At 43.1% G+C, this 20791-nt stretch carries 25 protein-coding genes and 4 pseudogenes; 26 read left to right on the plus strand and 3 right to left on the minus strand.

All coding sequences use genetic code 11. From position 1 onward, the window contains the following. Positions 1-66: 66 nt before the first annotated feature. Positions 67-564: a VOC family protein gene (locus tag A4S05_RS24565; RefSeq protein ID WP_069072390.1), complete on the minus strand. Its 498-nt coding sequence runs from the start codon at positions 562-564 to the stop codon at positions 67-69. Between the two features lie 35 nt (positions 565-599). After that, positions 600-959, minus strand: coding sequence for a YciI family protein (locus tag A4S05_RS24570; protein WP_069072391.1), 360 nt, complete (start codon positions 957-959; stop codon positions 600-602). A 168-nt stretch (positions 960-1127) separates the two neighbouring features. Here A4S05_RS24570 and A4S05_RS24575 point away from each other — a divergent pair, with 168 nt between their 5' ends. From A4S05_RS24575 to A4S05_RS24620, 12 genes and pseudogenes are all read left to right on the plus strand, one after another. Next, complete coding sequence (locus tag A4S05_RS24575; protein WP_069072392.1) at positions 1128-2396, plus strand: RNA polymerase sigma factor; 1269 nt, start codon at positions 1128-1130, stop codon at positions 2394-2396. Between the two features lie 158 nt (positions 2397-2554). After that, positions 2555-3055: a VOC family protein gene (locus A4S05_RS24580; RefSeq protein WP_256091138.1), complete on the plus strand. Its 501-nt coding sequence runs from the start codon at positions 2555-2557 to the stop codon at positions 3053-3055. 62 nt (positions 3056-3117) lie between these two features. Next, positions 3118-3339 (plus strand): hypothetical protein, encoded by a 222-nt coding sequence (locus A4S05_RS40580; protein ID WP_176727092.1) that lies wholly within the window; start codon positions 3118-3120, stop codon positions 3337-3339. A 113-nt stretch (positions 3340-3452) separates the two neighbouring features. Then, entirely contained in the window at positions 3453-3692 is a 240-nt protein-coding gene (locus tag A4S05_RS24590; protein ID WP_069072395.1) for a protein kinase family protein, read from the plus strand. A gap of 586 nt (positions 3693-4278) precedes the next feature. Then, a pseudogene (locus A4S05_RS24595) lies at positions 4279-5427 on the plus strand (reverse transcriptase domain-containing protein); the annotation flags it as partial. 417 nt (positions 5428-5844) lie between these two features. Beyond that, complete coding sequence (locus A4S05_RS41975) at positions 5845-5991, plus strand: hypothetical protein (protein ID WP_176727093.1); 147 nt, start codon at positions 5845-5847, stop codon at positions 5989-5991. 57 nt (positions 5992-6048) lie between these two features. Continuing rightward, positions 6049-7848: a group II intron reverse transcriptase/maturase gene (gene ltrA, locus A4S05_RS24600; RefSeq protein WP_084227245.1), complete on the plus strand. Its 1800-nt coding sequence runs from the start codon at positions 6049-6051 to the stop codon at positions 7846-7848. Positions 7849-7943: 95 nt separating this feature from the next. Then, positions 7944-8375 (plus strand): annotated as a pseudogene (locus tag A4S05_RS24605) (HNH endonuclease); the annotation flags it as partial. Positions 8376-8428: 53 nt separating this feature from the next. Continuing rightward, positions 8429-8725 carry a hypothetical protein gene (locus A4S05_RS41980; protein ID WP_176727094.1) on the plus strand — a complete coding sequence of 99 codons (297 nt, stop codon included), beginning with the start codon at positions 8429-8431 and terminating at the stop codon, positions 8723-8725. A 107-nt stretch (positions 8726-8832) separates the two neighbouring features. Then, positions 8833-8979, plus strand: coding sequence for a hypothetical protein (locus A4S05_RS41985; RefSeq protein WP_176727095.1), 147 nt, complete (start codon positions 8833-8835; stop codon positions 8977-8979). A gap of 56 nt (positions 8980-9035) precedes the next feature. Next, positions 9036-9239 carry a hypothetical protein gene (locus tag A4S05_RS24615; RefSeq protein ID WP_069072398.1) on the plus strand — a complete coding sequence of 68 codons (204 nt, stop codon included), beginning with the start codon at positions 9036-9038 and terminating at the stop codon, positions 9237-9239. A 178-nt stretch (positions 9240-9417) separates the two neighbouring features. Further along, positions 9418-10350, plus strand: a complete 933-nt coding sequence (locus A4S05_RS24620) for a GIY-YIG nuclease family protein (RefSeq protein ID WP_069072399.1) — start codon at positions 9418-9420, stop codon at positions 10348-10350. A 208-nt stretch (positions 10351-10558) separates the two neighbouring features. On the opposite strand, the gene A4S05_RS41990 is transcribed toward A4S05_RS24620, so the two are convergent. Beyond that, the gene (locus A4S05_RS41990) at positions 10559-10735 is read right to left on the minus strand and encodes a hypothetical protein (protein WP_176727096.1); all 177 of its coding nucleotides are present in this window, start codon (positions 10733-10735) and stop codon (positions 10559-10561) included. Between the two features lie 23 nt (positions 10736-10758). Here A4S05_RS41990 and A4S05_RS24625 point away from each other — a divergent pair. From A4S05_RS24625 to A4S05_RS24690, 14 genes and pseudogenes are all read left to right on the plus strand, one after another. Beyond that, a pseudogene (locus tag A4S05_RS24625) lies at positions 10759-11235 on the plus strand (helix-turn-helix domain-containing protein); the annotation flags it as partial. A 336-nt stretch (positions 11236-11571) separates the two neighbouring features. Further along, complete coding sequence (locus A4S05_RS24630) at positions 11572-11970, plus strand: hypothetical protein (protein ID WP_029631351.1); 399 nt, start codon at positions 11572-11574, stop codon at positions 11968-11970. 22 nt (positions 11971-11992) lie between these two features. Beyond that, positions 11993-12544 (plus strand): hypothetical protein, encoded by a 552-nt coding sequence (locus A4S05_RS24635; RefSeq protein ID WP_069072464.1) that lies wholly within the window; start codon positions 11993-11995, stop codon positions 12542-12544. An 8-nt stretch (positions 12545-12552) separates the two neighbouring features. Next, positions 12553-12813 carry a hypothetical protein gene (locus A4S05_RS24640; protein ID WP_069072400.1) on the plus strand — a complete coding sequence of 87 codons (261 nt, stop codon included), beginning with the start codon at positions 12553-12555 and terminating at the stop codon, positions 12811-12813. A 60-nt stretch (positions 12814-12873) separates the two neighbouring features. Further along, on the plus strand, positions 12874-13092 hold the full coding sequence (locus A4S05_RS24645) for a hypothetical protein (protein ID WP_011316696.1): 219 nt from the start codon (positions 12874-12876) through the stop codon (positions 13090-13092). Between the two features lie 10 nt (positions 13093-13102). Continuing rightward, the gene (locus A4S05_RS24650; protein WP_069072465.1) at positions 13103-13945 is read left to right on the plus strand and encodes a phage terminase large subunit family protein; all 843 of its coding nucleotides are present in this window, start codon (positions 13103-13105) and stop codon (positions 13943-13945) included. A 4-nt stretch (positions 13946-13949) separates the two neighbouring features. Next, the gene (locus A4S05_RS24655; RefSeq protein ID WP_069072401.1) at positions 13950-14519 is read left to right on the plus strand and encodes a hypothetical protein; all 570 of its coding nucleotides are present in this window, start codon (positions 13950-13952) and stop codon (positions 14517-14519) included. A 22-nt stretch (positions 14520-14541) separates the two neighbouring features. Next, positions 14542-15033, plus strand: a complete 492-nt coding sequence (locus A4S05_RS24660; protein WP_069072402.1) for a hypothetical protein — start codon at positions 14542-14544, stop codon at positions 15031-15033. Then, a complete protein-coding gene (locus A4S05_RS24665; RefSeq protein ID WP_069072403.1) occupies positions 15033-15374 on the plus strand; it encodes a hypothetical protein in 342 nt (113 codons plus the stop codon). Before A4S05_RS24660 ends, A4S05_RS24665 begins: the two co-directional genes overlap by 1 nt. Before the next feature lie 4 nt (positions 15375-15378). Next, the gene (locus A4S05_RS24670) at positions 15379-16029 is read left to right on the plus strand and encodes a M23 family metallopeptidase (protein ID WP_069072466.1); all 651 of its coding nucleotides are present in this window, start codon (positions 15379-15381) and stop codon (positions 16027-16029) included. A 108-nt stretch (positions 16030-16137) separates the two neighbouring features. Next, positions 16138-17364 (plus strand): RNA-guided endonuclease InsQ/TnpB family protein, encoded by a 1227-nt coding sequence (locus A4S05_RS24675; RefSeq protein WP_069072404.1) that lies wholly within the window; start codon positions 16138-16140, stop codon positions 17362-17364. 15 nt (positions 17365-17379) lie between these two features. After that, positions 17380-18123: pseudogene (locus tag A4S05_RS24680) on the plus strand (lysozyme); the annotation flags it as partial. Positions 18124-18132: 9 nt separating this feature from the next. Next, positions 18133-20313 carry a DNA translocase FtsK gene (locus tag A4S05_RS24685; RefSeq protein WP_069072405.1) on the plus strand — a complete coding sequence of 727 codons (2181 nt, stop codon included), beginning with the start codon at positions 18133-18135 and terminating at the stop codon, positions 20311-20313. After that, positions 20303-20761 (plus strand): RusA family crossover junction endodeoxyribonuclease, encoded by a 459-nt coding sequence (locus A4S05_RS24690; protein ID WP_069072406.1) that lies wholly within the window; start codon positions 20303-20305, stop codon positions 20759-20761. Before A4S05_RS24685 ends, A4S05_RS24690 begins: the two co-directional genes overlap by 11 nt. Positions 20762-20791 lie beyond the last annotated feature (30 nt).

Below are 20791 nucleotides of genomic sequence, written 5' to 3' on the forward strand. Positions count from 1 at the left end.
CCAAAAACCCGACAAGTATTGGGTTGGGTGTGCTGATTAGCGCAAAGCGCAACTTTGAAGGAACCGCTAATCAGCAGCGCCACGCTTGAGTTCATCAATCTCGATCTTCTTCATTTGCAGCATGGCAGTAATCACTTTTTCAGAGGTTGCCGCGTCGGGGCGGTTGAGTAACTCAATCAAAATGCGAGGAATAATTTGCCAGGAGACACCGTATTTGTCTTTAAGCCAGCCGCATTGCTGTGCGGTTTCATCCCCACCGGCAGACAATTTTTGCCAGTAATCGTCCACGTCCGCCTGGGTATCGCAAAAGATTTGGAAGGAAATCGCCTCGTTAAATTTGAAGGTCGGACCACCGTTGAGTGCTGTGAACGGCTGACCATCAAGTTCAAAACTGACAGTCATGACGGCTCCGGCTGGTTTTCCGTGAATTTCCTGTCCAGCGTCTCCATATCGACTGACGTGGAGAATTTTGGAATTGGGAAAAATCGACGTATAAAACTGAGCGGCGGCTTCGGCTTGATCGTCAAACCATAAACAGGGAGTGATTTTGGAATTGTTTTGCATGAGGGTTCTCCTTGAGTTCAAGCGGTTAAGGACGGTCAGGGCTGTGCTGGTAGTCCCACAACTTCGATGACAGGACGGATTTCGACGGTGCCGACTTTTGCACCTGGGATGCGGGTGGCGATCGCAATGGCTTCATCCAAATCCTGAGCATTAACGAGGAAGAATCCACCCAATTGTTCGCGGGTTTCGGCAAATGGTCCATCGGTCACGAGTGATTTGCCATCACGGACTTGGACACTGGTTGCGGTTGCAACAGGATGGAGTGGAGCCGTCGCCAGAAATTGTCCTTGAGTATGCAAGTCCTGGGCGAGTTGGGCAGATTCCCCATAGCAATGCTCCCGCTCGGTGTCGCTCATGGCGTTTTCGTCCATATAAATCAGCAGCAAATATTTCATCGGTTGCCTCCTTTGTGATTAAGTCGAACGGGAATTGTCCAAATCGACACCTGAGTGCAAAAATTTTGTTTAGTACAATTGAACTTATCTCCCTTTATCAGTTAGTCGAACGGCAATTGCTCAAATCGACACCTTGCCCAAAATTCTTTATGTCTTTTTGTCAAAGGTATGGCTTCAATCCCAAAAACAGATGTGGCTCAAGCAATTGCTGCCCTTTATCGAACTGAATGGGGGCGCATTGTTGCTATTCTGATTCGGCTGGTCGGAGATTTTGATGTAGCTGAAGAAGCTGCACAGGCAGCATTTACAGCGGCAGTGAATCAGTGGGAAAGCGACGGTATTCCCGATCGTCCCCGTGCCTGGATTATCCGAACTGCCCGGTACAAGGCGATCGATCGCCTCCGACGACGCACGAAACTGACCGAAAAACTGGAGTGGTATGCGGCATCTGGCTTAATTCCATCCACTGAAGAACCAACCTATGACAGTGATGAAATTGGAGACGATCGCCTGCGATTAATCTTTACCTGCTGTCACCCGGCACTGGCAACGGAAACTCAAGTAGCGTTGACCCTCCGAATGTTGGGTGGACTGGAAACCGACGAAATTGCCCGCGCCTTTCTTATACCGACTGCAACAATGGCACAGCGGTTAGTTCGTGCTAAACGCAAAATTCGAGACGCAGGCATTCCTTACAAAGTACCTGAGACGACTGATCTCGCTCCCCGGATAGAGGCAGTCCTGACAGTCATCTATCTGATCTTCAACGAAGGCTATGCTGCAACCAAAGGAGATGCGATCGTGCGGGCTGACCTCTGCATCAAAGCGATTCGCTTGGGGCAACTGGTGCGGCAATTGCTGGCACCCCAACCCCCATCTGAAGTCACAGCACTGGTGGCGCTGATGTTATTGCACGATTCGCGGCGCAATGCGCGTCTAGATGAGGCAGGCGATTTGATTTTGCTAGAAGATCAGGATCGCAGTCGTTGGAACCATCTACAGATTGCTGAGGCGTTACCTCTGGTAGAGGAAGCGTTGCTCTTTGGAACCGGAGTGTATGCCCTGCAAGCGGCGATCGCAGCCCTCCATTGTCAGGCAACCCGCGCCGAAGAAACAGACTGGGCGCAGATCGTGCAGCTCTATGAGGTGTTGGAACGCTTGCAGCCCTCACCCATTGTGACCTTGAACCGAGCAGTGGCGATCGCAATGGCAGACAGTCCTCAAGCCGCATTTGGACTGATTGATAGCCTTGCTCCAGAACTGGACAGCTATCATCTCTTTCATGCCACCCGTGCAGATTTATTCCGGCGTGTTGGAGCATTAGAGGAAGCGACCCAGAGCTATACACGGGCACTAGAATTAGTGACAAATGACAGTGAGCGTCGTTTTCTGGAACGTCGGTTGCGCGAAGTTCAACCTAACATTCAGTCCGGCTAAGGGTTTACAACAGTTTAAAGCGCCAGGCATCCATGATGCCGTTGAAAAAGAAATGAAAAATCTTTTAACAGGGTGAACTTGTAACTTAACAAAAGGCAAAAGAAGACAAGTCGGATTAGTACTTTAGTACTGTTATAATCCAATCGTTTCATCAAGTTGTGTTAGGGTGCAGCAAATCACCGATCGGCTCTCTGGCACATCCACATCCACCTCAACTGATAGAGGATTCCGACATGGATAACAATCCCAGCATTCTCTCGCACGTTTCGATTGGTACTAATGATTTTGAAAGAGCGATCGCCTTCTATGATGTTGTGTTGCCAACATTGGGCTGTAAGCGATTTATGGAGCATCCGGGGGCGATCGCCTATGGCAAACAGTATCCCGAATTTTGGGTGGGAACTCCCTTCGACGGGCAACCTGCAACGGTTGGCAATGGAACTCACATTGGTTTTATTGCTCCTACAAAAGAAGCAGTCCACGCCTTCTATGAGGCAGCATTAGCGGCAGGAGGCAAAGACGATGGTGCCCCCGGTGGCAGACCCGACTATAGTGAGCCGTATTACGGCTGCTTTGTGCGCGATCCAGATGGACACAAAATAGAAGCTGCCTTCTGGGATGAGCAGCTTGAGCAGCAACTCAACCAGAACAATGGTTGACCAGAGAATGACTCATTTTTAGAGGCAAGATAACACTATGGAATTCCATCGAGGTCGCCTGATTGACCATGTTCATCTACGGGTTGCTGATGTTGCTGCCAGCAAACGGTTTTACCGGGCAGTGTTGCGATCACTCTTTACGAGATATTGATGGCGAAGGGGACGGCTACTTTTTTGCCGATGAGTTGTTTGTCGATCAGGCAGATAGTACACCATCAAAAGTTCATCTTGCCTTAATTGCGTCTAGAAGCGATGCCTACGGCGGGCTACGCCTACGCACTTAGGTGCGGTTTGCTTAAGTAATCAACGATAATAAATGTACTCCCGGCTCCTGCTCATCGCCCCACTAATTCTGTTAAAATCGCGTCTTCCAGCACGTAAATTTTGAGGCAGTGCCATGTGTGCAAAGGGATTTGGGCAATCTGAACCTACTAAAATCGATAAACTTATTGAATCTGCGGTGCGTTATTGCCACAAGCGACACCCAGAAGCCCTAGACAGCATCTTTGATAATCTACCTGTCAACCTCAACGAACGAGTAGTAACGGGGATTTTGGCAGCATTGCAGAAAGATATTGACACTTTGAGTTGGTTTTGCGGCTACATGGCATCAGAAATCGTGCGATTCGTTGATTAGTGAATCACGGTAGTCAGTCCGTAAATAACTAATCCAGCCCGACAGCAGATTACTGTCATTAAAGGCTGAACTCTCGGTCAGATGCAAGTGCAAGCCTTGCCATTCAGACTCAGAATTGACTCCTCATCTGCCCACACCGAACAAGCTCGATTCTTGTAGAGTGAAGCTGGGAACAGGGCGCAATCAGACGATCGTTGCGGGTTGACACTGGCGCTAACAGGGAGTTCCTACGATGAAACCGAGCCTAGAAAAGCGACTCAGATGCAAGCAGGGCGCAACACAAAACCCCTGACCTCACTGGAGCTTCATTCCCGCCGAATTGATTTCAGTAACGGCAAAGAGTCCAGGGAATCCAGCAGTCGAATTGGCTACATCTAACGGAACAACGCCACATGCTACAACGGGGGGAACCCCCGCAACGCAGTGGCTCATCAATCTCTCCGAGGGAACGAATAAAAACGAGTTGTGGGTCTAGGGGCTTTCGTTCCCCATGTAGACCAGACGAGCGGATTAATCCCCACAATTCGGGTAGGACAGACCGTAATTGGTCTGAGGTGTTCAGAATACACTAACTCCAGAAGAGAAAATGATTAGGCACGGTTACAAAACTAGTGAATCTTGGAGAGCTTTACCGTGGAAGAAATTCCGCAGTAACCTTTTCCGCCTTCAAAAGCGCGTGTACAAAGCTGTTCAGGTTGGAGACAAGCGGAAAGCTAGGTCACTCCAAAAGCTTATTCTAAAATCCACCTCGGCTCGATTTCTTGCAATTAGACTTGTATCTCAGCTAAACGCTGGTAAAAAGACGGCTGGTATTGATGGTAAGAAATCCCTCTCATTTGAGGAACGCTTCAACCTTGAAGAACTATTGAAAATGAATAGTGGAAATTGGAAGCATCAAGGACTACGGGAAATCCCCATCCCTAAAAAGGACGGGACAACCAGAATGCTTAAAATACCAACCATCGTGGATAGAGCTTGGCAATGCCTCGCAAAATATGCACTTGAACCAGCACACGAAGCCACTTTCCACGCTAGGAGTTACGGGTTTAGAACTGGGCGCTCTGCCCATGATGCACAAAAATACATCTTTTCAAACCTCAACTCCAATGCCAACGGAATAGAGAAACGAGTAATTGAACTCGATATCGAAAAATGCTTCGACAGGATTAACCACTCAGCAATAATGGACGAACTCATCGCCCCTAAAGGACTAAAACTCGGTATCTTCCGATGTCTCAAGGCAGGGGTAAATCCAGAATTTCCTGAACAAGGAACCCCACAAGGAGGAGTGGTTAGCCCATTACTAGCTAATATTGCGCTCAACGGAATTGAGAGTATCCACAGATACCACGCTCAATATAAAGAGGGTAAAAGGATCACACCTAAAACATCAGCAGAACAAATTGCCGAGCCATCAATCCGATACGCGGATGATATGGTTATTATACTCCGACCCGGAGATGACGCAACAGAGATACTTGAAAGAATCAGCGAGTTCCTCCGCAAACGCGGAATGAATGTAAGCCAAAAGAAAACCAAAGTTACCGCCGCGACAGATGGGTTTGATTTCCTCGGCTGGCACTTCAAAGTCCAGAAAAACGGAAAATTTAAAAGTAGTCCCTCAGTGGACAACTTCAAAGCATTCCGTAAGAAAGTAAAACACATCGTCAACAACTCGAATTATGGTGCTACCACAAAGGCTGAGAGATTAGCCCCGGTAGTTAGAGGTTGGAGAGTGCGATTCGTTCACTCGAAATGAGTAGAAATATTCAGGGATGAGTGACATTTGAGAGATAACCCCAATGGGTTGAGTTCGCACTTTAATCTCTCTCAGATGATAACTGAATAACCATGAGGGTGACTCCAAATAAATTAAGGAGAAGTCCCTCTCCGTAGGTGCAACGGTAACAGCATCATCCCTACGGTAGCGACTAGCCATCAATCCGTAAAGCGGGATGAAAAGGAGGTAAAAACTGGCAGCCTAAGCTGGTTCCCTTCGAGCATGAACCCATGAGTAGCGTAAGCAAAGATGCGTCTGAACCATCGTAACTCTGAACCAGCGAAATAAGGCTTTTTGCGCTGGAGCCAAAAGGCAAAGGATAAGGGACTGGCAATTCTCCATTGACTAGCAAGCACTCCCAAAAGAAACCCGGTGGATAGCATCATCTCTAAAGGTTCTAACAATGGTTGTTCGGAACGAAGTAACCTATCGTTGCCCTTGATCGGTCGATATCAAGTAGGTGCTAACTGTATGCAACGAACAGGAAAGATTGAGTCAGAAGCGAATGCCTTGCTGTAATGGTAAGGATATGCTGACGGACTCACGGTGATTTGGAATGTAAAGTTATGAGTAGCAATGCAAAAGTCTAATACACGACAAATTACTCCCAAACTAACCAATAACGGTTTCTTTCCCCTGAAGACTAACCCAAACAGGAAAGCAAAGAGTAATGAATCGATGGGGGAATGGAAACATATCAACTGGCGTAAGCTCGAACGACGTGTTTTTAAGTTGCAAAAACGAATTTACAAAGCATCTCTTCGTGGTGATGTCAAAGCATTTCGTAGACTCCAGAAGACGCTGATGAAGTCCTGGGCAGCAAAGTGTTTATCGGTACGTCGGGTAACACAAGACAACCAAGGTAAAAAGACGGCAGGAGTGGATGGAATCAAATCATTATCCCCAGAAGCACGTCTTATATTGGTTGCAAAATTAAAACCTAACTCAAAGGTGAAACCGACACGACGGGTTTGGATTCCTAAACCAGGAACGGAGGAAAAACGACCTTTGGGCATTCCCGTAATGGGCGACCGAGCCTTGCAAGCGCTTTTCAAAATGGCATTAGAGCCAGAATGGGAAGCTCGATTTGAACCTAACTCATACGGGTTCCGACCAGGGCGCTCATGTCATGATGCAATTGAAGCAATATTCCTCAGTATTAGACGCAAGCCAAAATTTGTGCTAGATGCTGATATATCAAAATGTTTTGACCGCATCGACCATGAAGCACTGCTAAGAAAATTAAATACGTCCCCCACCATACGCCGACAAGTTCGAGCTTGGTTAAAAGCGGGGGTGATGGATAATGGGCAGTTGTTTGCGACATCTGAGGGTACGCCACAGGGTGGCGTGATATCGCCATTATTGGCTAACTTAGCCCTCCACGGTATGGAAAAACGGATTAAATCAGAATTCCCAAAACTCAAGGTAAGAGATAGGGAAACATGGTTTCACAAAAAGGGGAGCAATTTTAATTCCCCATATCTAATCCGATACGCTGATGACTTTGTGATTCTCCACGAAGACTTAACCGTTGTCCAAAGATGCCAGCAAATTATTTCTGAATGGTTACATGACATGGGCTTAGAATTGAAGCCATCTAAGACACGCCTAACACATACCTTAAATAAGTATGGAGAAGAAGAACCGGGGTTTAACTTTCTCGGTTTCAATATACGGCAGTGGAAAGTGGGGAAATACCACTCAAAACAAGGCTTCAAAACAATCATCACCCCAAGCTCATATAAGCAAAAGATACATTACGACCGAGTAGCAAGTATCATCGACAACCACAAGTCAGCGCCACAAGCGGCGTTAATTAATAACCTAAATCCGGTAATTACTGGATGGTCAAACTACTACTCAACAGTGGTAAGTAAGGTTGCTTACTCCTACTTAGATAACCTCATGTATCCAAAGCTTAAAGCTTGGGCAAAACGCCGCCATCCCAAGAAAACTTGGGAATGGGTGTCAAATAAATATTGGCAAACCATAGGTGGTGATAATTGGGCATTCGCAACCAAGCAAGAAGGGAAAAACCCAATGCGGTTACGGACACATGCGGAAACTCCAATAGTCCGTCATGTGAAAGTCAAAGGCGAGGTTAGTCCTTATGATGGCAACCTAATTTACTGGAGTTCAAGAATGGGTAAACACCCGGAAGCGACTAAAAGAGTGGCAACACTTTTGAAGGAACAAAAAGGAAAGTGTACTCACTGCGGATTGTACTTCCGAGAGGAAGATGTACTGGAGATTGACCACATAACCCCAAAAAAGTTGGGAGGCAAAGACGAATACAAAAATCTCCAGATATTACACAGACACTGCCACGATGAAAAAACAACCGAAGATGGTTCAGTTGTGAAGTACACATGACAATGTGCCGATTCATTGAGGAGCCGTGTAATGGGAAACTATTAAGCACGGTTTTGAAGACCAACGAGGTTGGTGACAACCTCGTTGAGTTTATTAATTACCATAAGTTCTGCAAGATGCGCGGGTCTAGAAACTCGTTATACCACATCGAAACAAGAGCTTACACGGTATTCAACAAGGAAACCAAACAAAACCGCTACTCTAGTAAGAAATTACTAGACAAAGCATTCCCAGCAGTTTCCTACTCCGAAAATAAACATGGCATAGTTAAAGGAACAAAATCCCCCTATGACGGAGATACAGCCTACTGGAGCGAACGAAATAGTAAGCTCTATGACGGTGAAACCTCTAAAGCTCTTAAGAAGCAAAACCATAGATGTGCTTCCTGTGGTCTGAAATTTATCGATGAAGAACGGATTCATCTGCATCACATCGACGGAAAACACGCCAACTGGAAGAAAAATAATCTGGAAGCAATTCATGAGAGCTGCCACGATTACAAACACATGAGCAAAAGCGCAAGCTGAGAACATCGGGAGCCGTGTACACGGAAACGGGTACGCACGGATCTAAATGAGAGGTGCGGGGAATAATATCCCCCATCGACTCAACCAACCGCAGTGAGGACAACCAAAAGCCTCATCATCCCATCGCGGAACTTAGCAAAACTCTGATTAAATCGGGGATGGAACCCTTTACTGATTTTATGCCTTACCCAGGTTGCCGCATCGTTATACTCAATTCGGAAAAATTTGAATCATTGCCAGAGTCAGTTCAAGCTGTGGTGCAGCAGGCTTTTGACATCAAGGAAAGTACTGGGAAAGAGGCACAAAGGATAAATGATGCCTTGCTGCAAGAGTTGGTGGTTCAGGAATAAAAAATTGAATAACAGGAATTGTAGTAAGCGCCAGCCATGTCGCTCTTGCTTATCGCCCTTCATTCAAGCGCTCGCGTTCAGCGTCTCGTAGAGAGGAAAAAAGAGCGATGCCTCCGGCGGGCGGGTACGCCATCGCACATCAAAAGCAGTCTGCTTTCAAACGATGCCTGCGGCGGGCTATTCGGTGTCGCCCCCATCTTTTTAGTTTTGTAGTCAGGCGATCGCACCTACAAATGATTAACTGTGATGCATAAGTTGTTAGATTATTTCAATTAAAAATATATATTCAATAACCAACACAAAATCACCTATGAAACTCGCTAACCCGCTCAATTTGGCAAATCTTGTTGGTTCTATTTTACTACCTAGAATCGCTAACAACCAAACAGCTACTTCTAACAAGAGTGAAACATCAATTACTTTACACAGTAATCCCATAAATATCAATTACCTGCAACCCTTTGATATTGCTGTTATTGCTTATCACATGATGGGTATTGGCAACTTTGAATAAAGCATAGTTTCAGTACAGCCTTTGAAAAGCTACTTTACCCCTCCAACCTTGGAGGGGTTTTTAATTGGTACATTAATTCTTAAAATTAACATTATATTACTCCAGAAGATAGAGACATATTAGAAAAGTTAAAGCACACTAGTAAGAGCAACTTTAACTATTCAGTAATGGTGTGGCAATGTGGCTAAAATATGGTGTAAATGAAGAAGGTATCTTGATATGTATTGAAGATATCAACAGGGGCAAGACTTCACTTAAGTGTCCTTACTGTAATAGCAGTCTAACTGCTAAAAAAGGCAAGGTGAAGGAGCATCATTTTGCTCATAATGAAGAAACCTGCCGCCCCATAGCTAACCGAGAATTCCCTACTCTGCCACTCTATGACAATTTCAACGTTCAATTATCTGGCAAGGATTTGGCACAGTTAAAACTACTTTGGCAAGAGTACGGAGCCAAAAATTACCCTATTAGTTCCTACTTAATTACTTCTGGTTTACTCAAAGCAAGAGTGTTAAGAAAAAGCTTATACTTAACCCCACCTGAGTATGAATTTAGTGATTTGGGTAAAATTCCTGTTGGAGCGCTAGAGTTTGCGCGGTTCAATGATGTACAGGAGCCACTATTACTTAAAAAACTCCTAAAACTTGAGCTAGCTTTTAAACACGCCGAGTACAAAAACGCCCCAGATTTAGCATATCGATTTACTGATTTGAAGCTGTATCGCGCTCAACTTCAACGTATTCTATCTTCTAGTCTGTATTTTTTAGAGATTGAAACTAATGTTGGAATTATCTACAAAATAGGAGTAACCACTAGATCCGTTTTCAAGCGAGTAGCAGAAGTAAAAATTAATTTGCTTGCTCATTATTCGAGTGCTGCTATTAAAGTATTAGGAACTTGGGAACACAGGGGAAATATTGAATTATATTTCAAACACCGTTATCAAATCTTTAATCATCCCATAGGGAGTTTAACTGAGTACTATAAATTTAATGCTGAGGATACCGAAATGGTACTGCGTGACCTACAACAAATGCAACCTAAAATACTATCTCAAGATGAAATAGATATTTTTGAGGAGAATTATAGCTGGGAGCAAATTGCTGTGTAGTATTCTCATAATCCCGTAGCAAAATCTAATTAATTACCAAATAAAAATAATTATTTTATTGCTATACCTCTAAATACTCTACCACTGATGATAAGGCGACTGCTAACTCTTGATACAGCAGTATTTACCGAGGAGCGATGGCGTAACCGCAAGAGCGTAGCTGATCGCAGTGGTTAAGTGCATTACTTGAGACTATGCACTCAACGATTTAAGAAGCTAGCAAACCCGACATCTCCAATACTCGCTGTGACCAAGTAGACGCAAGAGATGCAATATCTGTAATTTCCATTGATTTGTCCCAAACATTAATCCAGTTTTGTAATAAGTCTTGGAGTTGATTTAATTCAACATTATTTATTTCACTTTTTTGTTGTATTAAAGACACGTACAACAAACTTTCTGACAACAATGATTGATTGTGCTATCAGGCTGACACGGCTTTTGGACACACCGCAGGATATTCCATTCCTAGCACCAATGATCGTCCGCGAAATCTACTACCGTTTGCTAATTGGTGAACAAGGTGAAGCAGTTCGCCAAATTGCCACATCGGGCAGCAATATGCAGCGCATTGCTGAAGTGATAAAACTTATCAAGGCTGATTTTACAAAGCCACTGCGGGTTGAGGATCTAGCTCTTCAAGCCAATATGTCTCCTTCCTCGTTCCATCGCCATTTCAAAGAAGTCACCTCCATGAGTCCGCTGCAATATCAAAAGCAATTAAGACTATTGAAAGCGCGTCACCTGATGCTTGCCGAGAATGCCGATGCGACCCATACTGCCTATCAGGTGGGGTATGAAAGTCCTTCACAGTTTAGTCGCGAATATTCTCGGATGTTTGGTGCGCCTCCTATGAAGGACATTGAACGATTACGAATAGCTTGAGCAAAGACTGTGAGTTCGCTACAGCTAACTGCAAACATCCAAGGTACATATAGCGTTATATATTTCTGTTAGAGTACTTTTTTAGTAAAAAAGTAATTTTTCTATTTTTTTTACTCATATATACAAACGTGCTTGCATTATCAATAGGCAGTATGTAACTTGGCTATTGTGCAGTTTATTAGGACATGAACTGAAATTGAGTTGTATTTGAGTTGAGCTATACCTGTACTAAACTGACATGATTTGTAAATTATTTTTTAATCTACAAACAGTTTTGCAAGGTGCTAGTTTAATTCGCTTTCAATTGATGTTGTCTTTCAGTTGGAATAGAGTTTGATGATATGTGAGAACGTTATCTACACCCAAAAAACACTTGCCGAAAGATACGGGATTTCCATTGCCGCTTTACAACGGTGGTATCCCTATGCCGGTATAGTCAAACCCCGAAAGCGGGGAGGATATTTTGATGCAACAACAGTCGAGATTGCGGATGTTTTCTACGTTGCTATCAAGATTCGGCGGTTGACTTGTGAGGAATATTTACAGCAGGTGATTCCTGCTGGTGGCTTAGATGCTTATTTGCAAAAAGTTAATGACGTAAGCCTTTATGACTTTTTGACTAAGCATATATCTGATGAAGAAAAAAATAACCCGATTGTGCAAGCAGTAATTAGGAGAATTGAGCGAAATGAAGCATATCAACAAAGTGGCAGAGACTTTGCAGGTGTCGCCTGATGTAGTACGTACCTGCTGTCGGTTGTTAGATTTAGCTTTGCAGTCAAATGATACACTTGACGAAACTGTTGAACAGCAATTAGTTCAACTTAAAGAGACAGCCTCTCGTGAAGGTATGTCCCTTGAAGAAGCCGCCCAGCATTTGATTGCAATGCGCGATCGCAAATCAGAAGTAGGCGAGCATAAGTTCGACAAGCGCGAGTACATCAAACAGCGATTTGGCGTAGACCCAGAACAAGCTTTACCGGACAGCTTTGTAGGAATACTTTACCGAGATGCAGATAGGGGTATTCAGTTAGGAGAATTACGCCATAAAGTGGTGCTTGAATCTTCCACACTTGCTCTAGAAGAATTTGTTTTTCATGGCAGCAGTTTACTTGGTGAAGGTAATACTTCCGTTCCGCCTGGTTACGATGAAGCGCAAGAGCGAATTAACTCGCGCATTGATAACGATTTTTTTGGCAAAGTGAACTGGGGGGAAGAGACTCATCCTGTGTTAGTCGGTACATCGACACCGCAGCTGAGACAGTTGAAGTCCTCGCAGCCGAAAACCGGGCAATCTCCGAAGAAATAGTAGCTCAAATGCTACCCATCTGCTATCAAATACGGGATGAGAGTTTACTCAACTTGAGAAAGACATCTACCCAGGCAGTTGGTATAAATTTACTTTCGTTAGTAGCTGGTACTGTGATTGGGACGTGGGTAGCAGTTCCCCCAACTCAAGAGAGACAGGAAATTCCAAGTCTTCAACCAATTTTGATTGGTGTGGGTATAGGCGAATTAGTTGGTTTAATTTTGGCACTAGTAATAATTTGGTTTACTAGGGACGAGCAAAAAACCTAATTAACCTTTCAAAATCAACGGAATTACTCATTTTAGTCGCATTATTGCCAGGGAGCAGGTATGAGTGCAGCATTTGACTTTTTAGTTAACACAGCAGGCGGTTTGTTGATGAACCTGGGTGTTTCCGGGATGGTAGGACAATTATTGGGAGTGGGGGCAACCCTTGCCTTGCATCCTCTGTTGCTACTAACCGGGATAGTTGTAGGTGGTGCGGGAATTGCGATTGCACGAGAGTTAAACAAGCGCCCTCAATTGCAGTTGGTTGTTGATAATACATGAGGGGTAGATGATGTTTACTCCTACACCTGTGCGAAATAAACAGCCAAGTCGCAGAAAGAAAAAGGTAAATGTTACCCTGTGGACGGTTTGTTCAACTGTTAGTGCGCTGTCTGTTATAGGGGCGGTTGCATTGATGGTTGGATGGAAGCAACAGGTTCCAGGTAATCAAATATCGGAGGTACAACAGGTAAAGGCGCAAGTTTCCCAAATTCGGGAAGTGTACTTAGAAAAGCTTTCTCGTACTGACTACAATATAGACCATCTTTCCAGTTACTCCTCAGTCGAGGGTGCGCCTACTCTTACAGGCTGGCGACAGTTGGCGGCGGCATTGTGGGGACAGCAATTGCGGGGTGAAATATCCAGAATGCAGGCTAATGAGAAATCTGGATTTTACCGCCTTCACTATATGCCGGCACTGGAGATAGTTAAATTCAACTCGCTGGATGTTTTACTAGAAGCGGCTTCTGGTAATAATACTTTTTACTGGGGGTATCGCAAAACCGATGGTACGAAAGTTGAGGAGAAGATACCAACTGGAGCGGCTGCTGTTTTGATTTTGGGGAAATTAGAGGCGATTGATTACGCTCAAAACTTGGAATCTCAACCATCAGTTGATCTGAATCAAATGCTAATTCAGATTAAGAATGCTCAAGAACCATATTCTCTTGCACAGGCGCAGCTGTTACGAGCGCGGGGGTATTTAGATCCAGTAGAGCAGATGGCACAGGTGGCAGACATCCGCGAGAGAATACACCAACGGGAGGAGCAAAGGCGGATGTATATCCAACAAATGAAGAAGCAATTACCTCAGCCAGTTCCTAATAAACAGCCTGTTAATAAATCGAGGGGATGATGTCATGTATGTCAAGTTTGCTGCTGCGATAATTTGCATAGCTTTGTGTTCGCTCAACGTTGTAGCGGCAGTCAAACGTACCCCTATTCGTACTACCCTGGAAGGTTCAACTCGCACGACAGTTGAGATGATGCCATCTCCTAATTCAGGAGTGCATTGGATGAGTGCAGTTATATTTCTGGCTGGATTTGCTTGTTTTTTGGGCTGGGGAATTTCTGACTATAACAATGCAATTGAAGAAAGAGATGAACTGTCTGATAACTTGGCTAATCCCAGCAATCAACAACTTCATGTTGGTGCTTCTGATATTGATATTCAGCCTTCTTTAGTGCCCCCGGTGTCACCTTCTCCTGGGATGAGATTAAATAACGAATTTTCTGCCAAGAATGTAGTCCAATTTTCTCCTCGTTCTAGTGTTTCTGGGTTAGGGCGAGTACATAGTAGTCAGTTTGTTGAAGATGGAGTGCAAAATCAACCTGGAATGTTATCTCCAGAAGAGTTTTACGCCCAACTTCAGGATGAAGATTTTTGGGAAGATACTAACTCCCAGGTAAATGATAAACCCGCCAGCTAGTTACTTAATTTGAGGTCATATTATGAGTAGAAATCAGCGCCGCAACTTTGATGTTGATTATTCTGAAGGTGGAGCAATTGTGCCTGCAAACCGCTTACAAAATATGTTGCAGCAGGTACAGCAACAAGGAGGAATAGTAAATCAGCAACCTAACGTTTCTCCCATGACTACTTATGAGACTCAGCCAGTAGAAGTTAGGTATATCAATGCACCTACTTCCTATAAGCCGAGGGTTCCTCAAATAGAGATTCCCTACATCGAGACTTGGAAAGCACATCGGCTGCATCCGCAAAACCCCTGGAGGTTTGGCTGGTATCCAGTATATTTTTTATCTGATGTAATTAAATCTCCTGTGGGTGTGGCTGGTGTAGGAGTGTGGTTGTTAATAATGCTGTTGAATTTTTTCCTAAATGGCAGTTATACCGGGCCGGGGTATGCGTCTGGGAAGAAGATTGAAGTTGTACCCAAGGAAGTTCCTTCTTTTGCCCTGCCTGTGGTTAAGCAGTTGGAATAATGTGGGTAAAAGCAATTTTTTGGTTCGTACTGCTGGTATGGATTGCAGATATCTTGCAACCGGGATATTTGCAGTTTTATAACTGGCGTAATGCTGTGGCGTTGGTACAAAAGCTTCAGTTTTCATCGTCGGCTGTTGTCCCAACTGCCGCACCTGGCGTGAATATGTCTTCTACTCCTGTTTCTACACGTTACTCCCCGCAAGTAAGGGAACATGCAACATCCGGGGATGGCCTAAATTCTCCTGATTGCCGTGTGGCTAGGAATGATTTTGAGGAAGTATTGAGTACTGCAAAGATTGGTTGTTGGCAGGTTTCTCCTGCTAATGCAAAAAGGCGTTGAGGCAATGCGAATAATCTTTGAAACTGACGGTGGCAAGGAGGTTAGGAATTCAACTGTAACTAGTTTGGATGAGACAGCTGATACTAGTTCGAGTGCAAATTGGAGATATGCGATCGCAACCTCAGTTGTAATTGCAGCTATGGTCATTCCCCAGGTTTCTGGATGGATTGAATCTCAACTGTTAGTCAAATCTCTCCAAAGTCTAATACTACCTAAAACTATTCGTAGTAATCAGGTTTTAAATAACGGTCGAATTGCCTTTCCTACTGCGCCTGGTACTCCTGTAACTAGTGAATTTGGTTGGCGGACACACCCCATTACAGGCGATCGCAAGTTTCACGCGGGGATTGATTTTGGTGCAGTAAAGGGTACACCAATTTATGCGGTTGATGCTGGTCGAGTGGTTTTTGCAGGCGACAAGGGTGGTTATGGCAAAGCAGTTGTTATTCAGCATCAGGGAAGTTTATCTACTCTGTACGGTCATGCCAGTCAGCTGTATGTACAGCAAGGACAACAAGTTGTCCGTGGGCAGATGATTGCAGCAGTAGGTAGTACGGGCTTTTCCACGGGGCCGCATTTGCATTTTGAAGTTCACGTTAATGGTGTAACACAGAACCCCCGTCCTTATTTACGCGAATATTTAGCAACCCGTTGAAAGTTATGAGTCGTGATACCTAAAATCCTGAATAAATCCGGTGCATATAAGCATATAGCCAAATAAATTTGGCTTTCTTAAATCAGTCGAGATAAATCAGGTTGAGCCATGATAATCTATGAGTTAAAAGTCAAAGGAAAAGACAAGCAGTATCGTGCTATTGACGAAGCCATTCGCACCAGTCAATTCATCCAAAACAAATGTTTACGTTACTGGATGGATAATAAAAATGTAGGCAAGTATGACCTCAGCAAATACTGTGCGATACTAGCTGCTGAATTTCCCTTTGCTGATCAATTAAATTCAATGGCTCGGCAGTCGGCGGCGGAACGTTCTTGGAGCGCAATTAGTCGATTTTACAATAACTGCAAGAAAAAGATTAATGGTAAAAAGGGTTTCCCAAAGTTTAAGAAAAATTGCCGCTCAGTGGAGTACAAAACCTCTGGCTGGAAGCTTTCTAAAACTCGTAAAGCCATTAGTTTTTCAGATAAGAAAGGCATAGGAACACTCAATTTGAAGGGAACCTATGATCTTAATTACTACGACATTAAACAAATTAAGCGTGTCCGTTTAGTACGTCGCGCTGACGGTTACTACGCTCAGTTCGTACTTGATGTTGATGTTAAGGTTAAAACGCAGCCAACAAATCAAGTAGTTGGTATCGACTTAGGATTAAAGTATTTCATTGCTGATAGTAGAGGTAATGTAGAACCCTCGCCCCAGTTTTACCGCAAGTCGGAAAAGCAGTTAAATCGAGCTAATCGCAAAAAATCTAAGAAATTCAATCAAGCTAAAAATAAAGCCAAGCTTCGTCAGTCTAATAATTACTACAAAGCTAGAAATAGATATGCGCGTAAGCATTTAAGAGTAAGTAGGCAGCGAAAAGAGTATTGCAAGAGATTGGCGTACTCCGTCATCCAATCTAATGATTTGGTAGCCTATGAAGATTTAAATGTGAAAGGCTTGGTCAAGAACCGACATCTAGCTAAATCAATCAGTGATGCTGGTTGGTCAACTTTTCGCAGTTGGGTGGAGTATTTTGGTCATAAATATGGGAAGGTAACGGTTGCTGTCCCTCCTAACAACACAAGCCAAAATTGCTCTAACTGCGGCAAGAAAGTGAATAAATCTCTATCTACTAGAACCCATATTTGCACACATTGCGGATATGTAGAAGACAGAGATGTCAATGCCAGTATAAATATCCTGAATCTAGGATTAAGTACCGTGGGGCACACGGGAAATTACGCTTGGGGAGATTTGCCCTCTTGGGGAATTGGTGTAAACCAATTGTCTAACGGCGAGTCACTGAACCAAGAATCCCTTTCTCTTTAGAGCAGGGAGTGTCAAGGAGTAGCTTCACTGCCGTGTCAGTTGCCATCATGTTATATGCATAGTTTTGGTAAGACAATTGATAGTTGGAAATTTGGGTTTATTGTTGATAGTTTAGTTGAGTTAATGCAAAATACTCGCCGTCAATTTATATTACGTTTTCAACCCATTCATCTGTCAACTGCTTCCTTAATTACTTTGGGCATTTATTTTTCAATTTCTCAAAGTACTGGTGTTTCTTCAGTATCATTAAATAGTTTAAGAGGAAGAGTTAGTACAAGTTCTTATTCACCGCGTCCTTATTCACCACGGTTGAGTGCTTTTTTAGCGACAATTCGTTGGGCAGAAACAGGAACCAGTGAGCCAGAAAGTTATCACAAATTAGTATTTAACGGAACTTTTAATAATTTTTCTACACACCCGTTAAAGAAACAGTGCGCTCCTATTAATGGCAAAAATGTTTGTTCAACTGCGGCTGGTGCTTATCAAATGTTGGATAAAAGTTGGTATGACCTTCAGCCAAAGTTAAACTTAAAGGATTTTAGTCCAGCTTCTCAGGACAAGATGGCAATTGAATATATTCGTCGTAATAATGCCTTAAGTGATGTTGAAGCAGGAAGGTTTGATACTGCGATATGTAAAGTAGGTAGGGTATGGGCCAGTCTTATTTGTAACTCGTATAATCAAAATCCAAAATCTTTAGCGCAGTTGAGAATTTACTATCAGCAGCAATTACAAAAGTTTGAAATTTCTAGGAGGTAAAAATCAGTGATGTTATTACCATACAATAACACTAATGGTAATATTGAAGTTCAAAAACAACAGCTTTTGACTGCAATTGTGCAGGCAAAACAAGATGGTTTGGGCAATGAAGAGATTATAGAGAATATACGGGAAGCTTTACCTGACGTAATGGTTTCTTATGCTGAAACTGTTCTACAAGAAATTGATTTTATAGCAAAATTATCACGTCCTGTTATAGAATTTAATTTAGAATTTTTATTTCAGTTAATATACGAATCAGTAATTGCAGGTACAAATGATGAAAAAATATTATCAATATGTGCAGAACACTGTACTTTAAATCAGTACGAATTTGTACGTTATGCACTTGAGTATATTCATGTTAATCGGTTTCCATCGCAGTGGGAGCAAAATAACATATATCAAAAAATGATTGACATACTTAGTAGCTCACCCATTGAATCTTTATTTGAATACATTGAAGCAATCAAAAATATTTATCTTAAGCAGATTGGTTATAAAGTAGTTCAGGAGAATCTTTATAATTTATTTTTGAGCAATAAAGAAACTAGTTATTTTACTGATTTAGCTAATAAATCTAGAGATAACTTCATTAAAAACTATTGCTGCCGAACGGCAGTGCTTGTTGCGCGTGCTACAGGTAAGCCATTAGATTTAAAACTTACAGGTGATGGCTCAATTATTTTAAAAGAGCCTAAATATTTAGATAGAAATACTGGTGCAAATGAGATTGGTACTTCACAAAATTTAACTATGTTACAGGCAGGGAAGTTATTAGTTGATACGTTAGAGGATTTTAATATTAATGCTAAGTATGTTGATGCCAAAAATGGCCCTACTTTTAACCGTATTAGGGTAAAACTGGGACGGGGTGTTAGTTACAAGAAAGTAGAAGACATCGGTAATGACTTAGTGCAGCAGCTTGGTGAAGAGTTAGGCTTGAAATTTGCACCAATGGTGAGTGTAGTGCCTGGAGGAGTTGTATTTGACATACCCCGATTAGATAGACAATTTGCTTATTTCCGCGATCATTTTACTTTTGACAGTGAACCTGACATTCATTCTGTATCTATTCCTGGTGGTGTTGATGTAAATGGCACCTATGTCGAAATTCCACTTTATAGCGACAACGTGACTCATATCTTGGGTGGTGGGCGGACACGGGGTGGGAAGTCGCAGTTTGAGAAAGCAGCAATTTTGTATTTAGTGCGACGATATCCCCCTTCGGTTGTTCGATTAGCACTTTCGGATGTCAAACGCGTGACTTTTGGTAAATTTGATGGGCTACCCCATCTCGTTGCACCAGTTGCGCGTGATGCAGAGTCTACCGCCAACTTGCTTGATTACTTGGTAGAAGAAATGGAATTGCGATATCAGGAATTTGAGCGCCACAGCAGTATTGAAACGATCGCACAGTACAACCTGCGGTTTGCACCTGATTTTGTCATGCCGCGAGTGATTTGTCTAATTGACGAGTGTTTTGATCTACTTTCCGATGATAACTACTGCGATCGCATTGAGACTGCGCTGATGAAGTTGCTTGCAAAAGCTGGTGGTGCAGGGATTCACGTACTGTTGTACACCCAGCGACCTGATAAGAACGTGATAGACCCGTTAATTCGCTCAAACTTTCCAGCCAAGACAGCCTTTGTTACGACTCGCCCTGAAGACAGTTGTATTATCCTTGGGGACGATAAAGACAAACGTGCGGTTTACTTACTGGGATACGGAGATTTCTTGTACAAGACAACTGAAGTGTTGCGACTCCAGGCGCTTTATGTAGCTGACGATGAAGACCCTAAATACTTCCAGCAATTACTTCTAGAAGCTAAAAATCAAAACGACCCCTACACAGCTTGGCAGTCTGGGTTAGACTTTGATGAATTTGTCGCTAGTTTGTATGGTGAGAGCAATAGTAAGGACATAGGTAAATCTAAAGCTACTGCTGTTACTAAAACTAAACAGCATAAAACTGATTTTGAGGGCAGTTTTAACTTTAAGGTACAGCTTGACGAGGAAGCAAGAAACTCAATTTTGAATTTGCATCAAAAGGGCTATCAACTTGATGAAATTGTCAAAGCGGTATTCAATTTATCCCGTCAAGATGGTAGGTCGTATAAGAAATTTAGAAATGTTGTTGAGGATTTTTTAAATAGCTTGAAAGGGGGTGAAGAAGATGATATTTGAATTAACGATGCCTTTACCTCCTAGTATGAACGAAATTATTAACCAGGCACGGTCAGGTTGGCAAGCCAGCGCTGGACTTAAGAAGTACTGGACAAACTTAATTGGTGAATTTGTTCGAGAATGTGGATTTTGTTTAGATGGTGCAGTTTGGATTGAATTTCATTGGTATCTCAAAAATTTTGGACGAGATAGCGATAACGTAGCTGCTGCCGCCAAATTTATCATGGATGGTCTGGTTACAGGACGAGCAATTCGTAACGATAACTTGACAGTTATCCAATCACCTGTAGTTCATTATTATCATCGCAGTAGTGGTGATGATGGTGTGCTGTTGAGACTTTCACAATCACCTGATTTTCTGTTAGATAATTTTATTGTATCTAACCAATTTTCCCGAAACAGCTTAGAGAAGCACAGCCAAAAAATCACATATTTAGTGTCAATTTAATTTATGGATATATTGGATTTAAAGGATGAC

Source organism: Nostoc sp. KVJ20 (assembly GCF_001712795.1).
In the GTDB taxonomy this organism is placed as follows: Bacteria; Cyanobacteriota; Cyanobacteriia; order Cyanobacteriales; family Nostocaceae; genus Nostoc.

Bases quoted from the DNA above. Each gene is read 5' to 3' on its own strand.
- A4S05_RS24665 (WP_069072403.1), top strand. From the start codon at position 15,033: ATGTGGGTAAAAGCAATTTTTTGGTTCGTACTGCTGGTATGGATTGCA.
- A4S05_RS24690 (WP_069072406.1), top strand. From the start codon at position 20,303: ATGATATTTGAATTAACGATGCCTTTACCTCCTAGTATGAACGAAATT.
- A4S05_RS24670 (WP_069072466.1), top strand. From the start codon at position 15,379: ATGCGAATAATCTTTGAAACTGACGGTGGCAAGGAGGTTAGGAATTCA.
- A4S05_RS24675 (WP_069072404.1), top strand. From the start codon at position 16,138: ATGATAATCTATGAGTTAAAAGTCAAAGGAAAAGACAAGCAGTATCGT.
- A4S05_RS24590 (WP_069072395.1), top strand. From the start codon at position 3,453: ATGTGTGCAAAGGGATTTGGGCAATCTGAACCTACTAAAATCGATAAA.
- ltrA (WP_084227245.1), top strand. From the start codon at position 6,049: ATGCAAAAGTCTAATACACGACAAATTACTCCCAAACTAACCAATAAC.
- A4S05_RS24650 (WP_069072465.1), top strand. From the start codon at position 13,103: ATGTTTACTCCTACACCTGTGCGAAATAAACAGCCAAGTCGCAGAAAG.
- A4S05_RS24630 (WP_029631351.1), top strand. From the start codon at position 11,572: ATGATATGTGAGAACGTTATCTACACCCAAAAAACACTTGCCGAAAGA.
- A4S05_RS24570 (WP_069072391.1), bottom strand. From the start codon at position 959: ATGAAATATTTGCTGCTGATTTATATGGACGAAAACGCCATGAGCGAC.
- A4S05_RS24615 (WP_069072398.1), top strand. From the start codon at position 9,036: ATGAAACTCGCTAACCCGCTCAATTTGGCAAATCTTGTTGGTTCTATT.
- A4S05_RS24575 (WP_069072392.1), top strand. From the start codon at position 1,128: ATGGCTTCAATCCCAAAAACAGATGTGGCTCAAGCAATTGCTGCCCTT.
- A4S05_RS24640 (WP_069072400.1), top strand. From the start codon at position 12,553: ATGCTACCCATCTGCTATCAAATACGGGATGAGAGTTTACTCAACTTG.
- A4S05_RS24565 (WP_069072390.1), bottom strand. From the start codon at position 564: ATGCAAAACAATTCCAAAATCACTCCCTGTTTATGGTTTGACGATCAA.
- A4S05_RS24660 (WP_069072402.1), top strand. From the start codon at position 14,542: ATGAGTAGAAATCAGCGCCGCAACTTTGATGTTGATTATTCTGAAGGT.
- A4S05_RS24645 (WP_011316696.1), top strand. From the start codon at position 12,874: ATGAGTGCAGCATTTGACTTTTTAGTTAACACAGCAGGCGGTTTGTTG.
- A4S05_RS24620 (WP_069072399.1), top strand. From the start codon at position 9,418: ATGTGGCTAAAATATGGTGTAAATGAAGAAGGTATCTTGATATGTATT.
- A4S05_RS24685 (WP_069072405.1), top strand. From the start codon at position 18,133: ATGTTATTACCATACAATAACACTAATGGTAATATTGAAGTTCAAAAA.
- A4S05_RS24655 (WP_069072401.1), top strand. From the start codon at position 13,950: ATGTATGTCAAGTTTGCTGCTGCGATAATTTGCATAGCTTTGTGTTCG.
- A4S05_RS41985 (WP_176727095.1), top strand. From the start codon at position 8,833: ATGCCTCCGGCGGGCGGGTACGCCATCGCACATCAAAAGCAGTCTGCT.